This window comes from Pedococcus sp. 2YAF34 (assembly GCF_052114585.1).
Classification (GTDB): Bacteria; Actinomycetota; Actinomycetes; order Actinomycetales; family Dermatophilaceae; genus Pedococcus.
The window spans coordinates 37,459-54,838 of the sequence record NZ_JBFRFA010000025.1; the positions used below are offsets into that span (position 1 = coordinate 37,459).

Annotated in this window: 13 protein-coding genes; 11 read left to right on the top strand and 2 right to left on the bottom strand. The window is 73.1% G+C overall.

All coding sequences use genetic code 11. From position 1 onward, the window contains the following. Positions 1-383 precede the first annotated feature (383 nt). From mfd to AB4Z02_RS13465, 3 genes are read left to right on the top strand one after another with little or no spacing between them, the layout of a single operon-like run. A complete protein-coding gene (gene mfd, locus AB4Z02_RS13455; RefSeq protein ID WP_056881831.1) occupies positions 384-3,980 on the top strand; it encodes a transcription-repair coupling factor in 3,597 nt (1,198 codons plus the stop codon). 46 nt (positions 3,981-4,026) lie between these two features. Next, positions 4,027-4,536 carry a hypothetical protein gene (locus tag AB4Z02_RS13460; protein WP_441971524.1) on the top strand — a complete coding sequence of 170 codons (510 nt, stop codon included), beginning with the start codon at positions 4,027-4,029 and terminating at the stop codon, positions 4,534-4,536. A gap of 7 nt (positions 4,537-4,543) precedes the next feature. Next, the gene (locus AB4Z02_RS13465; protein WP_441971526.1) at positions 4,544-5,530 is read left to right on the top strand and encodes a MazG family protein; all 987 of its coding nucleotides are present in this window, start codon (positions 4,544-4,546) and stop codon (positions 5,528-5,530) included. On the opposite strand, the gene AB4Z02_RS13470 is transcribed toward AB4Z02_RS13465, so the two are convergent. Further along, positions 5,512-9,735: an nSTAND1 domain-containing NTPase gene (locus AB4Z02_RS13470; protein WP_441971528.1), complete on the bottom strand. Its 4,224-nt coding sequence runs from the start codon at positions 9,733-9,735 to the stop codon at positions 5,512-5,514. The two genes, AB4Z02_RS13465 and AB4Z02_RS13470, sit on opposite strands and share 19 nt — an antisense overlap. A gap of 312 nt (positions 9,736-10,047) precedes the next feature. Here AB4Z02_RS13470 and AB4Z02_RS13475 point away from each other — a divergent pair, with 312 nt between their 5' ends. Then, positions 10,048-10,368: a hypothetical protein gene (locus AB4Z02_RS13475; RefSeq protein ID WP_056881827.1), complete on the top strand. Its 321-nt coding sequence runs from the start codon at positions 10,048-10,050 to the stop codon at positions 10,366-10,368. A 94-nt stretch (positions 10,369-10,462) separates the two neighbouring features. Here AB4Z02_RS13475 and AB4Z02_RS13480 read toward each other — a convergent pair whose 3' ends face one another. Then, the gene (locus AB4Z02_RS13480; protein WP_441971530.1) at positions 10,463-10,987 is read right to left on the bottom strand and encodes a 2'-5' RNA ligase family protein; all 525 of its coding nucleotides are present in this window, start codon (positions 10,985-10,987) and stop codon (positions 10,463-10,465) included. 74 nt (positions 10,988-11,061) lie between these two features. On the opposite strand from AB4Z02_RS13480, the gene AB4Z02_RS13485 reads away from it, so the two are divergent. The 7 genes from AB4Z02_RS13485 to AB4Z02_RS13515 form a co-directional block, all read left to right on the top strand. Beyond that, on the top strand, positions 11,062-12,195 hold the full coding sequence (locus AB4Z02_RS13485) for a PfkB family carbohydrate kinase (protein ID WP_441971532.1): 1,134 nt from the start codon (positions 11,062-11,064) through the stop codon (positions 12,193-12,195). A 104-nt stretch (positions 12,196-12,299) separates the two neighbouring features. Continuing rightward, positions 12,300-13,223: a pseudouridine-5'-phosphate glycosidase gene (locus AB4Z02_RS13490; RefSeq protein ID WP_441971533.1), complete on the top strand. Its 924-nt coding sequence runs from the start codon at positions 12,300-12,302 to the stop codon at positions 13,221-13,223. A gap of 108 nt (positions 13,224-13,331) precedes the next feature. Beyond that, entirely contained in the window at positions 13,332-14,621 is a 1,290-nt protein-coding gene (gene eno / locus AB4Z02_RS13495; protein ID WP_441971535.1) for a phosphopyruvate hydratase, read from the top strand. A gap of 41 nt (positions 14,622-14,662) precedes the next feature. Beyond that, a complete protein-coding gene (locus AB4Z02_RS13500) occupies positions 14,663-15,265 on the top strand; it encodes an FtsB family cell division protein (RefSeq protein ID WP_082589817.1) in 603 nt (200 codons plus the stop codon). After that, complete coding sequence (locus AB4Z02_RS13505; protein ID WP_441971538.1) at positions 15,262-15,795, top strand: DUF501 domain-containing protein; 534 nt, start codon at positions 15,262-15,264, stop codon at positions 15,793-15,795. Before AB4Z02_RS13500 ends, AB4Z02_RS13505 begins: the two co-directional genes overlap by 4 nt. A 17-nt stretch (positions 15,796-15,812) precedes the next feature. Beyond that, complete coding sequence (locus AB4Z02_RS13510) at positions 15,813-16,790, top strand: Ppx/GppA phosphatase family protein (protein ID WP_441971541.1); 978 nt, start codon at positions 15,813-15,815, stop codon at positions 16,788-16,790. A gap of 86 nt (positions 16,791-16,876) precedes the next feature. Further along, a partial coding sequence (locus AB4Z02_RS13515; protein WP_441971540.1) for an MlaD family protein occupies positions 16,877-17,380 on the top strand: 504 nt, incomplete at its 3' end.

The following is a 17,380-nucleotide window of genomic DNA, read 5'->3' on the forward strand; positions in this document are numbered from 1 at the left end:
GCCGCGGCGCGGGGTGCGCCACTGCTCTGGTTCGGTCCCATGTCCACCACCCCTGCGGACGACACTGCGTCCGAGCTCGATACCTCTGCTCCACCGGTCCTCGCGACGTCCCTCCCGCCGCCGCAGGAGCTGCTTCCTGCGTGTCCCGCTCGGTGGGCCGAGAGCGCTCGAACGAGGTGCGCGCCGGTCCACCACCTGCGCGTCAATCCTCTGAGGAGCGGTCCAGCGGTGGCTCATCCAAAGGGATGAGCGTGTGGCCCACCGGCCGCCCGAGGTCCTCCGCCGAGCACCCTGTCGGGCGCGGTGGTTAGGGTTGGAGACACCCCATCGGCAGCTGCCGTGGGGCGTTCGTGCTGTACCCAGCCGTGAGCAGGAGCCCCTCCATGACCCTCGCCCCGCTGCTCGACGCGCTCACCGCCGACCCCGGCGTGGCCCGCGCCCTCGCCGCAGCCCGCGCCGGTGAGCCCACCGTCGACATCTCGGCGCCCACCGGTGCCCGGGCCGCCCTCGTGGCGGCGTTCGCCAAGGAGGCCGGGCGGCCGCTGCTCGCCGTCACCGCCACCACGCGGGAGGCCGAGGACCTCGTGTCGGCCCTGGGCTGCTTCCTCGACCACGAGCGGGTGGCCGACTTCCCCGCGTGGGAGACCCTGCCCCACGAGCGGCTGAGCCCCCGCAGCGACACCGTCGGCAAGCGCCTGGCCGTCCTGCGCCGGCTGCGCCACCCCGATCCCGACGACCCCACCTACGGCCCCCTCGACGTCGTCGTCGCCCCCGTCCGCGCGGTGCTCCAGCCCGTCGCCCGCGGGCTGGGCGACCTGCGACCGGTGGCCCTGCGCGCCGGCGACGAGGCACCCCTGGAGCAGGTCGTCGAGGACCTCGCGGCGGCTGCCTACTCCCGCACCGACCTGGTCGAGCGCCGTGGCGAGTTCGCCGTGCGCGGCGGCATCCTCGACGTCTTCCCGCCCACCGAGGACCACCCGGTCCGGGTCGAGTTCTGGGGCGACACGGTCGAGGAGATCCGCTGGTTCAAGGTCGCCGACCAGCGCAGCCTCGAGGTGGCCGAGCACGGCCTGTGGGCACCCCCGTGCCGCGAGGTGCTGCTCACCGAGTCGGTTCGCGCCCGCGCGGCAGCGCTCGTCGAGCAGCTGCCCGGCGCCGCCGACCTGCTGACCAAGCTGGCCGAGGGCATCGCGGTCGAGGGCATGGAGTCCCTCGCCCCGGCGCTGGTCGACGGCATGGAGAGCGTCCTGGACACCTTGCGCGAGGGCACGGCCGTGGTCGTCTGCGACCCCGAGCGCGTGCGCACCCGCGCCCACGACCTCGTCGCCACCAGCCAGGAGTTCCTCGACGCCGGCTGGGCCAACGCCGCTGCCGGCAACGCCGTGCCGATCGACCTGCAGGGCCTGCTCGGCACCGCCTCGTTCTGGAACCTGTCCGACCTTCGCGCGCACGCCCGCGAGTCGGGGATGCCGTGGTGGGACCTGGGCCCGTTCGTGGCCGACGAGGAACTCGCCGACGACGACGCCGTGGTCGTCAACACCGGTCTCGAGGAGGTGGCGCGCTACCGCGGGTCCACCCCCGAGGCGGTCGCCGACCTCCAGCGCTGGGTGGGTGACGGCTGGCGCGTCGTGGTGGTCACCGAGGGCCCCGGTATGGCGCGACGCGTCGCCGAGGTGCTCGCCGGCGAGTCGGTGCCCGCCCGCCTCGACGCCGACCTCGGCGACCTGACGGACGGCATGGTGCACCTGACCACCGGGTCCGTCGGCTCGGGGTTCCTCGCGCCCGGCAGCCGGTTCGCGCTGGTCACCGAGACCGACCTGACCGGCACCCCCGGCCAGGGCGGCTCGACCAAGGACATGCGCAAGATGCCCTCGCGGCGGCGCAACCAGGTCGACCCGCTGCAGCTGAAGCCCGGCGACCACGTCGTCCACGAGCAGCACGGCGTCGGCAAGTTCGTCGAGATGGTGCAGCGCAAGGTCGGTGACGCGACCCGCGAGTACCTCGTCATCGAGTACGCCCCGTCCAAGCGGGGACAGCCCGGTGACCGGCTCTTCGTGCCCACCGACCAGCTCGACCAGGTCACGCGCTACGTCGGGGGCGAGATGCCGGTCCTGAGCAAGATGGGCGGCTCCGACTGGAAGCAGACGAAGTCCAAGGCCCGCCGCTACGTCAAGCAGATCGCCGCCGAGCTCATCCAGCTCTACAGCGCGCGGATGGCGACCTCGGGCCACGCGTTCGCGCCCGACACCCCGTGGCAGCGCGAGCTCGAGGACGCCTTCGCCTACGTCGAGACGCCCGACCAGCTCAGCTCGATCGACGAGGTCAAGGCCGACATGGAGCGCACCGTGCCCATGGACCGCCTGATCTGTGGCGACGTCGGCTACGGCAAGACCGAGATCGCCGTGCGGGCCGCGTTCAAGGCGATCCAGGACGGCAAGCAGGTCGCAGTCCTCGTGCCGACCACCCTGCTGGTGCAACAGCACTTCCAGACGTTCTCCGAGCGCTACGCGCAGTTCCCCGTGACGGTCAAGGCGCTGTCGCGCTTCCAGTCCGACAAGGAGGCGAGGGAGACGATCGCGGGACTGGCCGACGGCTCGGTCGACCTCGTCATCGGCACCCACCGCCTGCTGTCCAAGGAGATCCGCTACAAGGACCTCGGCCTGGTCGTCATCGACGAGGAGCAGCGGTTCGGTGTCGAGCACAAGGAGCAGCTCAAGGCGCTGCGCACCGCCGTCGACATCCTCGCGATGTCGGCCACCCCGATCCCGCGCACGCTGGAGATGGCCGTCACCGGCATCCGCGAGATGTCGACCCTGGCCACGCCACCGGAGGAGCGCCACCCGGTGCTCACCTACGTCGGGGCCTACGAGGAGAAGCAGATCGTCGCCGCCATCAAGCGCGAGCTGCTCCGCGAGGGACAGGTGTTCCTCGTCCACAACAAGGTGTCGAGCATCGAGCGCGCCGCTGCCCGGATCCGCGAGCTCGTGCCGGAGGCCCGCGTCGCCACGGCTCACGGCAAGATGGGCGAGCACAAGCTCGAGCAGGTCGTCGTCGACTTCTGGGACAAGAAGTTCGACGTCCTCGTCTGCACGACGATCGTCGAGACCGGCCTCGACATCTCCAACGCCAACACGCTGATCGTGGAGCGGTCCGACGTCCTCGGCCTCTCCCAGCTCCACCAGCTGCGTGGTCGTGTCGGCCGAGGGCGCGAGCGGGCCTACTGCTACTTCCTCTACCCGCCGGAGAAGCCGATGACGGAGACGGCGCACGACCGCCTCCAGACCATGGCCAGCCACACCGACCTCGGCGCGGGCATCCAGATCGCGATGAAGGACCTCGAGATCCGCGGCGCGGGCAACCTGCTGGGCGGCGAGCAGTCCGGCCACATCGCCGGCGTCGGGTTCGACCTCTACGTCCGGCTCGTCGGCGAGGCCGTGGCCGAGTTCCGCGGCGACGGCGAGACCGCGCCGACCGAGATCAAGATCGAGCTGCCCGTCGACGCCCACCTGCCCCACGACTACGTGCCGGGGGAGCGGCTGCGGCTCGAGGCCTACAAGAAGCTCGCCAGCGTCGTCGACGAGGCGCAGCTGGGCGAGATCGAGGCCGAGCTGGTCGACCGCTACGGTCCGTTGCCCGAGCCGGTCCGCAACCTCATGGAGGTGGCCCGCCTGCGCACCGTGGCGCGGGCTGCCGGGGTGGGTGACATCTCCGTGCAGGGGAACTTCGTGCGGTTCGGCCCGGTCGACCTGCCGGAGTCCGCCCAGCTCCGGCTTCAGCGGCTCTACCCCAAGTCACTGGTCAAGGACACGGTGCATACGATTCTCGTGCCGAAGCCGATGACGGCGAGGGTGGCTGGCAAACCGCTGCGTGACACGGCAGTCTTGCAGTGGGCCAGCGACCTGATCCGCGCCGTCATGCTGGGCAGCGTCGCCGACGCCGCCCGGGTGGGCACCCGCGAGGGTGCGGTGCCGGCCCGGTGAGCGTGCACCTGTTGAGCACCTTTGTGAGCTTGGAGAGAGGGAAGTCGTGAAGGCATTTCGCGTCCTGCGTGGGTCGCTCGTGGCCGGGGTCGCCGTCGTCGTGCTGGGGGTGTCGGGCTGTGCGTCCGCCGACACCGCTGCCGTCGTCAACGGCCAGCGGATCACCGAGCAGGAGGCCCAGGAGGCGTCGCGGCAGATCCTCGCGGCCCAGCCCGACTCCGGCATCACCACGGCCAACGCCGTGGCCAGCCTCATCATGGCCGGCTTCATCAACACCGTCGCCGACGGCGCCGGCAAGGGCCTGTCCGACTCGGCCGCCCGGCAGGCCGTGGCCGCGATCGAGGACCCCTCGCCCGCGACCCTGGAGCTCGTGCGGGCCAGCCTGGCCTTCAACCAGATGACCAGCGAGGAGCAGGGCCGCGCGGTCGACCTCGCCTCCAAGGCGAAGATCACCATCAACCCGCGCTACGGCAAGTTCGACCCGAAGAAGATCAGCTTCGACGCCAGCAGCCCCAACTGGATCAAGGCCGAGCCCTCCGCCGCGCCGCAGGGCTGACCGCCCGGTGGCCCGGCGCCTGACCCTGCTCGTCGGCAGCCCCCGCATCGCGCCCGGGCTTCTGACCCGGGCGGCGTGGCAGGCGCTCGAGGCGGCGCAGGTCGTGCTCGCCCGTGACCCCGCGGAGCCCTTCGCCGACGCCCTGGTGCAGGCCGGCCTCGAGGTGGTGGCGGCCGCGGACCCCTCCGCCCCGGCGCTCGCCCGTGACCTGATGGACCGTGCCGCGTCCGGTGAGGTGGTGTGGGTGGCCTCCGCCGACGGCGACCCCGGCCTCACCGACGCCGTGGCCTCGGAGGTCTCGCGCCTCGGCGACCCGCCTGAGGTCGAGGTGCTCGTCGGGTCGTGGGACGTCCCGGGCTCACGCCTCCTCGACGTCGTCGCCGTGATGGACCGGCTCCGCTCGCCCGGCGGCTGCCCATGGGACGCCGAGCAGACGCACGAGTCCCTGGTGAAGTACCTCATCGAGGAGGCGCACGAGGCGGCCGAGGCGATCGCGTCCGGCGACCTCGACCACATCCGCGAGGAGCTCGGCGACGTGCTGCTCCAGGTGGCGTTCCAGTCGCGGGTCGCGCAGGACGACCCCGTGGCGCCGTTCGACATCGACGACGTGGCGGGCGTGCTCGTCGACAAGCTCGTACGGCGCCACCCCCACGTATTCGCCGACGGCGGCGCCTCGACCCCCGGTGAGGTCGAGGTCGCCTGGGAGCAGATCAAGGCGCAGGAGCGGGCGGCCAAGGCGCAGCACGGCGGCGGCGAGGCGGGGCACGAGGGGCTGCTGCACGGCATACCGAGCTCGCTGCCCGCCCTGCTCGCGGCGGAGAAGGTGGTGGCGCGATGGGAGCGCTCCGGGCGTGGGCCGCTCCCTGTCGGGCACGGCCTCGGCCACGAGCTGCTGGCGCTCGTGGCCCGGGCGAGGACCCAGGGCCTGGATGCCGAGGCAGAGCTGAGGGGGGCTGTCGCGGCGCTCGCTGCCACTCAGCCGCAGATCGACTGAGTGGGACGCCCCGGCAGGTAGCTGCGCCACTCGGCGACGGTGAGGTCGCGGCCGGCGGTGAGGCAGGCCGCCCGCACCCACTCGGCTGGGTCGAGGTCCCAGGTGTGGACACCGCCCTGGTCGTCGGCGACGTGCAGTCGTCGCCCGTCGTCGGAGAAGGCCACCGAGGCTGCGTCCGGGACCTTGATCGACCCCTGGAAGGTGCCACTGCGGTCCCACCACCCGACCTGTCCTTCGTTCGTCGTCGCCACGCGGCTGCCGTCCGGGGACCACACCACCGAGTACCCGGGGAAGGGAGGCACCGCAGCCGGCTGGGCCAGCCACCGTCGCCTCGCGGTGTCGACGATCCCCACCTCACCGCTGGAGGTGCCGACGAGGGCCCTGCCCCCCCGTGGTGCGAAGGCGATGGTGGCGCGGTCGCCGCCGTAGCCCAGGGGCGGCTCCACCACGCCGTCGACGTAGTCCACGACCCGGGTCTGGTCGCCGAAGGTGACGACGGTGCGCAGGTCCGGGCTGGGCTCGAGGCCCTGGACCGGCGGCGTCCTGCCGCCCTCCTTCGACGAGGTCACCTGCACGGGCTCGTGCACCGGCGCCAGGGTACGCCCGTCGAGCACGTGCAGGCGGCCGGTCGTGCTGCCGACGAGCAGGAACCGGCCGTCGAGGGACCAGAACGCGATGCTCGCGCCCTCCGTCGCGCCCGTCGGGCCCGGTCGCGTGGTGCTGCCCTCCGCCTGGACCAGGGTGTGGGACGCGAGGTTGCGGCCGGTGGTGGCGTCCCAGATGCCCACCGTGCCATCACCCGTGGTGACGTTGAAGTGTCTGGAGTCCGGGCTCCAGGCGAGGTCGATCCAGCTCCGCTGGCGCAGCCTGACGTCGATCAACGGTCCCAGCGCCCCCGTGGCCCCGTCCCGCACCTGGACCGCGGCAGGGGAGCCCCACACGTAGCCGATCTTGCGGCGGTCGGGTGAGAAGCGGATGACCGCGGGCGCTTCGCGCGCGAGGGCCTCTCCCGGGTGCGTGCGCAGGAAGCTCCGATCACCGTCGAGGTCCCAGGCGAGCAGGAGGCCGCTCTGCTCCACGGTGTAGAGGGTCCTGGCGTCAGGGCTGAACCCGAGCGAGGCGCCGGACGGGTCCTCGTGGCGCAGCAGCTCGCGCGGCTGTCCGCCGGACAGGTCCCACGCCACAACCTCCTCCCCGGCGGAGGCCAGCCGACGGCCGTCCCGGGAGAAGGCCAGGGCGTCGGTCCGACCGTGGCCACTGAGGACCGCCCGGGTGGTGAGACTGTGCGTGTCGAGCAGCGCGACCTCGTCCCCGGCGCCCACCGCCAGCGTGCGCCCGTCGGGGTGCAGGCGCAGCTGGTCGCCGACCTCCCGGACGTCAAGGTCGGCCGCGTCCAGCATTACCGGTCCCCTGCCTCCGGCGAGGTCCACCACCCGCACGTGCCCACCTCCGGCGCCGTAGAGCGTGCGACCGTCGTCGGACACGACGGGTGAGTGGTCCTGGTCCCCGAGCTGCACGAGGGCGGCGGGCCTTCCGGGGGCGGTCAGGTCCCAGACCACGGTCACCGGTGGGGCTGCGCCCTCGCGGTGCAGCAGGCCGACGACGAGCCACCGGCCGTTGGGGCTGAACGACAGCTCCTGCTGCGCGTAGCGGTTGGACGGGACGCCACCGAGCTGGACGCTGCTCACGGCGCCGCGCTCGTCGAGCAGGGTGACCGCAGGTGGGTCGGAGGCTTCCCCGGTCAGCTCAGGCATCAGGGAGGCCGCGTACAGGTGGCCGTCCGGGCTCGACACGAGGCCCGGTCCGCGGACTTGGGGGTCGTGGTGCAGCTCCTGAAGGGTGCTCCCGTCGAACAGGGCCACCCCGTCGAAGGGCATCGCCAGGGCCACCTGGCCGGTCGCGGGATTCACCGTGAGGTTCACGGCCGTGCCGGTGCGGTGGGTCCGGAGCAGCTGGTGGGCCCGGTCGAGCGTCGCGAGCAGGTTCGTACGGGTGTCGACCGAGTCGTGGAGCCGGACCCCGGCTGCCGACAGCAGCAGGGAGCGGTCGAGGTCTGCCGCCCGCAGGCCCTCGGCACCCAGTCGACGCGCGTCGGCGGTGAGTGCCTGCTCGTCCGCGGCCACGGCCTGCTGGTCCGCGCGGTTCGCGGCGTTCTTCGCCAGGGCGCCTGCGACGATGGCCACGGCGAGAAGGACCGCGACGGTGGCCAGGCCTGCCCGCAGTCGTTGGTTCGACCTGCGCTCGGTGCGCACCTGGGCCTCGGTGGCCTCCTGCTCTGCGGTGTGCAGCCGGTCGGACGCGTCCAGGAAGTCCTGCTCCACCGCTGACAACGAGGGGTGGGTCCGTTCGCGCCACTCCTGCGCCGCGGCCCTGCGGACACCGCGGTAGAGCTCGCTGTCGGGACGGCCAAGCCCGTCCCAGCTCGTGGCCGCGAGGGTGAGCTGGCGCACGATGCGCAGTCCGTCGACGTCGTCGTCCAGCCAGGACCGCAGCCTCGGCCACGCCACGGCCAGGGTCTCATGAGCGATCTCGACGGTGTCGCCGTCGGCACTGAGCAGGCGCGCCGACACCAGCCGTTGCACCACCAGGCTGTGGTCCTCGTCGGTCTCGACGGCCCGGCGCGGCAGCCGCTGTCGGACCGGCTTGCCCGAGTCGTCCCGCCCCACCAGTCGGACCATGAGGTCCCGGAGGACCCGTCGCTGCGCCGCGGTGAGCTCCCCGAAGAGGCTCTCCGCGGAGTGCGAGATGGCACCCTGGATCCCACCAGTGGACTGGTATCCCGCGACGGTGAGGGTCTGCCCCTCCCGGCGACGCCAGGTCTGCCTCAGCACGTGCGAGAGCATCGGCAGGGCCGACGGCTCCCCTGCCACCTCACGGACGAGCAGGTCGACGAGCCCGGGTTCGAGCCGGAGCCCGGCCTGCTGTGCGGGCCCCTCGATGGCCAACCGGAGGTCGGGTGGGGTCATGGCTCCCAGGAGGTAGAGCCCGCGCTCGACGAGCCGGGCGAAGTCGGGGTGGGTGGCGAGCTCGCCGAGCCGGTCCGCGCGCAGCGACACGACGAGGAGACACCGGCCGTTGTCGGCGATCTCGCCGAGACGGTCGAAGAACTCGGCTCGGTCGGGCGAGTCGGAGTCGGCGTTGAAGGCCTCTTCGCACTGGTCGACGACGAGGGCATCGAGGGCAGCGAGGTCGACCGCCTCGAGGGAGGTCAGGGGATCGACGCCCGGTGTCATGACCGTCACTCGTCGGCCGTCGGCCGTCAGGGCCGCTGCGACGCCGGCGCGGACCAGGGAGGACTTGCCGCAGCCGGACGGCCCCACGACGGCCAGCGCCCCCGTCCCGTCCAGTCGCCGGAGGCACGCCGCGGTGTCGGGCCGACGTCCGAAGAAGCCGGGCGCATCGTCGATGTCGTAGGCCGCGAGCCCCAGGTAGGGGCACTCGGTGCTCGTCGGTGGGACGGCCGGCGGCGGCAGCAGAGCGGGGTCCTGCCGCAGGATCCCCGTCTCCAGGTCGGTCAGGTCTCGACCGGGGTCCACGCCGAGCTCGTCGACGAGCAGGGCCTTGGCGCGCTGCAGGGTCTGCAGCGCGTCACCCTGGCGCCCGGCCTGGTACTGCGCCAGGGCCAGGAGACCCCAGCGGCGCTCCCGCTGCGGCTCCTCGGCCACGAGCCGGACTGCCTCGCCGAGGACGTCCTCGTAGCGGCCGACCCTGAGCAGGGCCTCTGCGTGCAGCTCCTCGGTGTCGCGCCACAGCTCCGTGAGCTGCTCGGCGGCGATCCGCCCCGGAGCCCAGTCGGCGAGGTCGACCAAGGGTTCGCCCCTCCACAGCCCACGCGCCAGACCGGTCACGTACAGGGCGCGCTCGGGGTTCCCGTCGGCCAACAGGTCGCGAGCCCTGGACACCAGGTGCTCGAAGTAGAGGTGGTCCAGCTCGTCCCGGTGCATGAGCAGCCGGTACCCGCGCGGAGAGGTCTGGATCGCGTCGGCACCGACGGCCTTGCGCAGGCGGACGATGCACCCCTGGACGACCTTGTGCCACGTCTCGGGCACGTGCTCGCCCCAGAGGCAGTCGGCCAGGGCCTCGGGGCTCACGTCCGTCCCGGGCCGGACGGCCAGGGCCTGCAGGACCACCCGGTCACGCTTGCCGAGGGTCGTGCGACCGCCGTCGACCTCGAGGGAACCGAGCAGCGCTATGCGCACGCTCATGACAGTGGTCCTGCGCAGGACGTGCGTCAACCGGTTTGCGACCCGGTCGTCATGCGCTGCCCGTCGCCGAAAACCGCTGGAGCACAACGGCACTCGACGTTATGCGGACGTACGGGAGGATGCTGCCAAAGGCCTCATGCCCTCCGATGCACCCACACATCGGCGGTTACCCGTCCTCGGCCGACCACGTCTGGTGCCAGACCTGACACCGGACTGACACCGGTCCGGAGCCGCCCCGGAACCGGTCCGTGCCACAACGGTCGTGGACACCCCGTCCGGCACGACACGACCACCCACGAAGAGGACAGGACCATGTCGCACACCACCAACATCCGCCGGGCGGCCTCCATCGCCGGAGCCACCGGCCTCGTAGCCCTTTCCATGGCCGGGCCGGCCAGCGCCCGCCCGGACCCCGGGAGCGGCAGCCCGGGCGAGCAGCACTGCACCACCTCCTGCTTCGAGGGAGGGACGGTCGGCGGCTCCTCCGGCGTAGGGACGGTCCTGACCGTCAACGACAACGGCGTGCAGGTCCTGCAGATCGGCGCCGGGCTCCTGGCCGGCGTCGCCCTCGCAGGTGCCGGGATGGCCGTCGTCTCGCGGCGCAGCCACGCCCACGCGGCGCACCCGGCCTGAGTCGGGACCAGGCGGCCCGCGGCCCGGTGCCCTCGGCGCCGGGCCGCCGGCTGCCGCGCTCAGACCAGTGGCCGCTGCGGCGGGGGGCTCCCGGTCAGGGCAGGTTCGGGAGGGGCACGTGCCGACCCGTGCCGCTGTCGATGAGCGCCGCCCGCACGGCGCGGCCCTCGAGGGGGAGCACGTCGAACGCGTGGACGGCGGCCGTCGGCAGCAGGTCCTGGCTGGTCCCGGTGGTGAGGCTGCAGTGCGGCACCCAGCGCCCCGGCCGGTAGTGCCAGTGCAGGTCGGCGCCGGTGCCAGTGACGGCCTCGACGACCGCCTCCTGCCGCGCGAGCAGAGCGGGCGTGACTGCGGGGAGCAGGGCGGCTCGGCCGCGGGGGAAGAGCCCGACGGTGTCGAAGCGCAGGGCCAGCGGCGGCCCGTCGGGCAGCGAATCCACGGCGGCGGCCACGCGGTCCTCGTCGAACGTGCGCAGCACCGCATACGAGACGTGCGGCACGTGGCGGCGGTGGGTGTGCGTCAGCAGGGTCGGGATGCCGGCCGCCTCGAGCCCCGACCAGAGCCGGCGGACGGCGTGGTCGGTGTCGGGGTCGAGCAGCAGGCAGACCGCGAGTGCCACGGGTGCAGTCTGGCCGTGGAGTGGAGCGCGTGGCTACTTGCTTGATGTTCCAAGCAAGCCTTAGAGTTTCAAGCATGGGACTGACCGAGCGCGAGCGGGAGATCGTGGACCTCCTGCGGGCCGAGCCGCTCCTCGACGCCGCCGCGCTGGCCGAGCGCACCGGGTCCACCCGGGCAGCCGTCTCCGTGCACCTGTCCAACCTCACCCGCAAGGGCGCGATCCTCGGCCGGGGCTACCTCGTGCGGCCCGAGACCAGGTCCGTGGTCGTGGTCGGCGGGGCCAACATGGACATCAAGGCGCACTCGAGCCGCGCGGTCGAGCTGCACACCTCCAACCCCGGTGCGACCACCAGCACGCCGGGTGGGGTGGGGCGCAACATCGCCGAGAACCTCGCGCGGCTGGGCAGCCCGACCCACCTCGTCGCTCCCATCGGCCGCGACGCGTTCGGCGAGGAGGTCCTCGCGGCCACCCGTGCGGCAGGGGTGGTCGTCGACCACGTGGTGGCTACCACCGAGGCGACCGGCACCTACCTCGCGGTGCTCGACGCCTCGGGCGAGCTCGTCGTGGCCGTCTCCAGCATGCGCGCGACGGACCTGCTGACCGTCGCCCAGCTCCTCCGCTCGCGGGACCTCATCGGCCACGCCGACCTGGTGGTGCTCGACGGCAACGTCCCCGCGGAAGCCGCCACGTGGGTCCTCGACCAGGCGGCTGCCGGTGGCGTACCGGTCGTGGTCGACCCCGTGAGCGTCGCCAAGGCGAGGCCGCTGGCCAACGTGCTGTCCCCCGAGCGGCCCGTGCTCGCCCTCACCCCCAACCTCGACGAGCTCGGCGCGATCGTGGGGGAGCCGGTCGCGCAGGCCCGGCCAGCGATCGCCCGGGCTGCGCGGCAGCTCCACGAGCGCGGCGTCGAGCACGTGTGGGTCCGCCGCGGCGTCCGCGGCAGCCTGCTCAGCTCACGCGAGCCCGGCGGCCGCGTCGCCGTGACCGTCATGCCCGCGCCCGGCGCGGAGGTCGTCGACGTGACGGGTGCGGGCGACTCGATGACGGCGGCGTTCGTGCACGCGCTGCTGCGCGGGGACTCCCCGGTCGACGCCGCACGGTTCGGCCAGGCGGCCGCCGCCCTCACCGTGGCGAGCGACCGGACCGTGCGGCCCGACCTCACCGCCCGTCTCGTCGACGCCGAGCTGCGTACGGCGCAGGGCTCCTGACGCCCGCGCCGAACCGGTCCGCCCACGACCCCGCCCCAGCCACGACCCCACCCCAGCCACACCACACCACAACCACACCAGACCAGACCAGACCAGGAGAACCGATGACCACGCCCCACCCCGCACTGCGCCTCTCGACCGAGGTCGCCCAGGCCCTGGCCGCAGGCCGCCCCGTGGTGGCGCTGGAGAGCACCATCATCAGCCACGGCATGCCCTACCCGCGCAACGTCGCGATGGCCGTCGAGGTGGAGCAGATCATCCGCGACGGGGGTGCGACTCCCGCCACGATCGCGGTCCTCGACGGCGTACCGCGCATCGGCCTGGACCGCGACGAGCTCGAGACCCTCGCCACCCACCCCGACGTCGCCAAGGTGAGCCTGCGCGACCTCCCGTACGTCGTGGCCCGCAAGGCGCACGGCGCGACCACGGTCGCCGCGACCATGCGGCTGGCCGCGCTGGCGGGGATCAGGGTCTTCGTCACGGGCGGCCTGGGTGGCGTGCACCGTGGCGCCGAGACCTCCTTCGACATCTCCGCCGACCTCACCGAGCTGGGCCAGACCGACGTCGCCGTCGTGTCGGCCGGGGTGAAGTCGATCCTCGACATCGGGCTCACCCTGGAGAAGCTGGAGACCCTCGGGGTGCCGGTCGTCGTCCACGGCAGCCACGAGTTCCCGTCGTTCTACTCCCGCTCCAGCGGCCACGCGGCGCCCCTGCGCGCCGACTCGGCCGACGAGCTGGCAGCGATGATGCAGGCCAAGTGGGACCTCGGCCTGCACGGCGCCCTCGCCGTGGCCAACCCCGTCCCCGTCGAGGACGAGATCCCGGCCGACGAGATCGGCGTCCTCATCGACCGGGCGCTCGCGGAGTGCGACGAGCGCGGGATCCACGGCAAGGACATCACGCCGTTCCTGCTCGGGCGCATCGTCGAGCTGTCCGAGGGCCGCTCGCTCGACACCAACATCGCCCTGGTGCGCAGCAACGCCCGCCTCGGCGCCGCGCTGGCCGTCGCATACCAGCGCCTCTCCTGAGGGCGGCCGTCCGGCCTGCGGGTCGGTCGCCGACGGGGGAGCGGGCAGCGGGTAGCCTCGTGACGTACCCCTGTCCGGCACCCAGTTCAAGCACCGATGGAGAAGTCTGTGGCCACCATTGACGCAGTAGGCGCCCGCGAGATCCTCGACTCCCGGGGCAACCCCACGGTCGAGGTCGAGGTGGCCCTCGACGACGGCACCATCGCCCGGGCCGCGGTGCCCTCTGGCGCCTCCACGGGCGCGTTCGAGGCCGTCGAGCGCCGTGACGGCGACAAGAAGCGCTACCTCGGCAAGGGTGTCGAGCAGGCGGTGGACGCGGTCCTCGACGAGATCAACCCCAAGCTCGTCGGCTACGAGGCGAGCGAGCAGCGCATCATCGACGGCGTCATGCTCGACCTCGACGGCTCCGACAACAAGGGCAAGCTGGGCGCCAACGCGATCCTCGGGGTGTCCCTGGCCGTCGCCCGTGCCGCCGCGGAGTCCTCGGGCCTGCCGCTGTTCCGCTACGTCGGTGGCCCCAACGCGCACGTGCTGCCCGTCCCGATGATGAACATCCTCAACGGTGGCAGCCACGCCGACTCCAACGTCGACATCCAGGAGTTCATGATCGCCCCCATCGGCGCGGGCTCCTTCAAGGAGGCGCTGCGCTGGGGCGCGGAGGTCTACCACTCGCTCAAGGGCGTCCTCAAGGAGAAGGGGCTGGCCACCGGCCTCGGCGACGAGGGCGGCTTCGCCCCCAACCTCGAGTCCAACCGCGCCGCCCTCGACCTCATCCTCGAGGCCGTCGAGAAGGCCGGCTACGAGGCGGGCACCCAGATCGCCCTCGCCCTCGACGTCGCCGCCAGCGAGTTCCGCAACGAGGACGGCACCTACCAGTTCGAGGGTGTCGCGAAGACCTCGGCCGAGATGGTCGACTACTACGCCGACCTCGTCGACTCCTACCCGCTGGTCTCCATCGAGGACCCGCTCGACGAGGAGGACTGGGACGGCTGGAGGGCCATGACCGACCGCCTCGGTGAGCGCGTCCAGATCGTCGGCGACGACCTCTTCGTCACCAACCCCGTGCGCCTGCAGCGCGGCATCGACTCCCGCACCGCCAACGCGCTCCTCGTCAAGGTCAACCAGATCGGCTCGCTGACCGAGACCCTCGACGCCGTCGACCTGGCCCACCGCAACGGCTACCGCTGCATGATGAGCCACCGTTCCGGCGAGACCGAGGACGTCACGATCGCCGACCTCGCCGTCGCCACCAACTGCGGCCAGATCAAGACCGGTGCCCCCGCGCGCTCCGAGCGGGTCGCCAAGTACAACCAGCTCCTGCGCATCGAGGAGGAGCTCGACGACGCCGCCCGCTACGCCGGCGCCGGCGCCTTCCCGCGCTTCACGCCCAAGGCCTGAGCCCGGCACGACCGGACCGGCAGACACGACCGAGGGGACCCATGGCAGGCACGGGACACGGCACGAACGGGCAGGGCAGGCAGCCCGCCCGTCGTCCGTCCGCACCCCGCTCCGGTGCAGGTGCACGGGGTACGGCGCGAGGCACCTCCGCGCGCCCCGGCGCCGGCCCGGGCCGGTCGCGTGCCACGGCCTCGGGTGCCGTCCGCAAGGCGGCGTCCGCGCAGGTCGCCACCGAGCGCAAGGCCTCCCGTGCCGTGCTGCGCGGCGTGGTGCTGGCCTCGATCGTGGTCCTGCTGGCCGTCATGCTGGTGCCGACGCTGCGCTCCTACCTGCGCCAGCAGGGCGAGATCGACGCGCTGCGCGGACAGGTCGGCGACCAGCGCTCGCAGGTCAGCGACCTGCAGAAGGAGCAGGCCCGCTGGAACGACGACGCCTACGTCCAGCAGCAGGCCCGTGAGCGGCTGAAGTTCGTCAAGGTCGGCGAGAAGTCCTACACCGTCATCGACGGCAAGCCCTCCGCGAAGGCGCTCCCCGGCGTGGCCAAGGCCCCCGCCGCCTCGAGCGACCACCCCTGGTACGGCCAGCTGTGGGAGTCGGTGAAGGTGGCCGACTCCGGACCCGCGGCGACCGGTACCGCCCCGTGACCGAGCAGCCCGGCACTCCCGCGGACGCACCCACCCAAGCCGACCTCGACGCCGTCGACGCCCAGCTCGGCCGCGTCCCGCGCGGCGTCGTGGCGGTGGCGCACCGCTGCCCGTGCGGACGGCCCGACGTGCTCACCACTGCGCCGCGGCTGCCCGACGGCACGCCCTTCCCCACGACCTTCTACGCCACGTGCCCCAAGCTGACCGGTGCCATCTCCACGCTCGAGACGAGCGGGCTGATGAAGGAGATGACCGAGCGGCTGGGCGCCGACGAGGACCTCGCCGCACGGTATGCCGCCGCGCACGAGGACTACCTCACCCGCCGATTCCGGCTCGGCACCGTCGCAGAGATCGAGGGCACGTCGGCCGGCGGCATGCCGACCCGCGTCAAGTGCCTGCACGTGCTGGTGGCCCACTCGCTCGCGGCCGGGCCGGGGGTCAACCCCCTCGGCGACGAGGCGCTCGCGCTGCTCGGCGACTGGTGGGCCGCGGGCTCGTGCGTCCCCGACGCGGCCGGCCCCCAGACGTGACCCACGACGTGACCCGAGTGACCCGCGTCGGCGCCGTCGACTGCGGCACCAACTCGATCCGCCTGCTCGTCGCGGACGTCGACCCCGGCACCGGCGCGCTGACGGACGTCCTGCGCCGCATGGAGGTCGTACGGCTCGGCCACGGCGTCGACCGCACCGGCCGGATAGACCCCGAGGCCATGCGACGCACGCTGTCCATGGCGGCCGAGTACGCCGCGCAGTGCCGCGAGCTCGGGGCCTCGGCCGTGCGCTTCGTGGCCACCTCCGCCTCCCGCGACGCCGACAACGCCGACGAGTTCGTGGCCGGGGTGCGCGACGCCTTCGCCCACTACGGCACCGCCCCGGAGGTCGTCTCCGGCGACGAGGAGGCGGCGCTGTCCTTCCGTGGCGCCACGGGCGACCTGCGCGCGGCCGGCATCCCCGGCCCCTACCTCGTCGTCGACCTCGGCGGCGGCTCGACCGAGCTCGTGCGCGGGGAGTCGACGGTGGAGGCGGCTAGGTCGGTCGACATCGGCTGCGTCCGCCTGACCGAGCGCCACCTGCACTCCGACCCGCCCTCGGAGGCGGAGCTCGCCGCGGCCACCCGCGACGTCGACGAAGCCCTCGACCTCGCCGCCGAGCGCGTCCCGCTCGAGGGCGTCGCGACGCTGGTCGGCCTCGCCGGCAGCGTCACCACCGTGACCGCGCACGCCCTGCACCTGACGGAGTACGAGCCCGGCCGCATCCACCTCGCCGCGCTCACCCCGGCCGAGGTGGTGGCAGCCTGCGACTCCCTGGTCCACCTGCCCCGCGCCGAGCGGGCCGCCCTGGGCTTCATGCACCCCGGCCGGGTCGACGTCATCGGCGCCGGTGCGCTCGTCTGGCGCGAGATCGTCCAGCGGCTCGCCGGCCTCGGGGTCGAGCGTGTGGTCGCCTCCGAGCACGACATCCTCGACGGCATCGCGCTGTCCGTGGCCGACGCAGACGCGACCACCTCTCGGGGGCCGGCCGCATAACCTTCGACCTCTCCTTCTCGTTGGCGTGGTGAGGCACATCACGCAGCGAAGGGTGGTGAGGTCCGGTCGACCAGCGCACCCGACCGGTGCCGGGGCACGGCGACGCCGACCCCGGGCGGCTGCGGGCTGCCCCGCTGCCGACCACACCACGGTCGCCGCTCGGGCCCGCGACCGGTGGCCTGGCGCGGTTGGGTGACCGGACGTACGGCGTGGTCTTCCTCCTCGTCGTCGGGGTGCTCTGCTCGCTGTCCGTCGCGGCGTACGGCCACGCCTTCACCCGCGTCGTCCGCGTGACGCTCGAGACCGACCGGATCGGGTCACAGCTCCGCACGGGGTCCGACGTCAAGATCCGCGGGGTCATCGTGGGGGAGGTGCGTTCGATCGAGGTGACTGCGAGGGGGGCGCGGTTGGGGTTGGCGTTGAAGCCGGAGATGGTGGGGGTGGTCCCGGCGGGTGTGTCGGCGCGGTTGTTGCCCAAGACGTTGTTCGGTGAGCGGTTCGTGGACCTGGTGACCCCGCCTGCTGGTGCGGCAGGCGCCGCGGGGGCGGGTCGGGCGATCCGGGCGGGGGATGTGATCGGTCAGGACCGG

What these genes read in the sequence shown, in the direction of transcription:
- mfd (WP_056881831.1), top strand. Translation starts at nt 384, where the DNA reads ATGACCCTCGCCCCGCTGCTCGACGCGCTCACCGCCGACCCCGGCGTG.
- AB4Z02_RS13490 (WP_441971533.1), top strand. Translation starts at nt 12,300, where the DNA reads ATGACCACGCCCCACCCCGCACTGCGCCTCTCGACCGAGGTCGCCCAG.
- AB4Z02_RS13500 (WP_082589817.1), top strand. Translation starts at nt 14,663, where the DNA reads ATGGCAGGCACGGGACACGGCACGAACGGGCAGGGCAGGCAGCCCGCC.
- AB4Z02_RS13485 (WP_441971532.1), top strand. Translation starts at nt 11,062, where the DNA reads ATGGGACTGACCGAGCGCGAGCGGGAGATCGTGGACCTCCTGCGGGCC.
- AB4Z02_RS13470 (WP_441971528.1), bottom strand. Translation starts at nt 9,735, where the DNA reads ATGAGCGTGCGCATAGCGCTGCTCGGTTCCCTCGAGGTCGACGGCGGT.
- AB4Z02_RS13475 (WP_056881827.1), top strand. Translation starts at nt 10,048, where the DNA reads ATGTCGCACACCACCAACATCCGCCGGGCGGCCTCCATCGCCGGAGCC.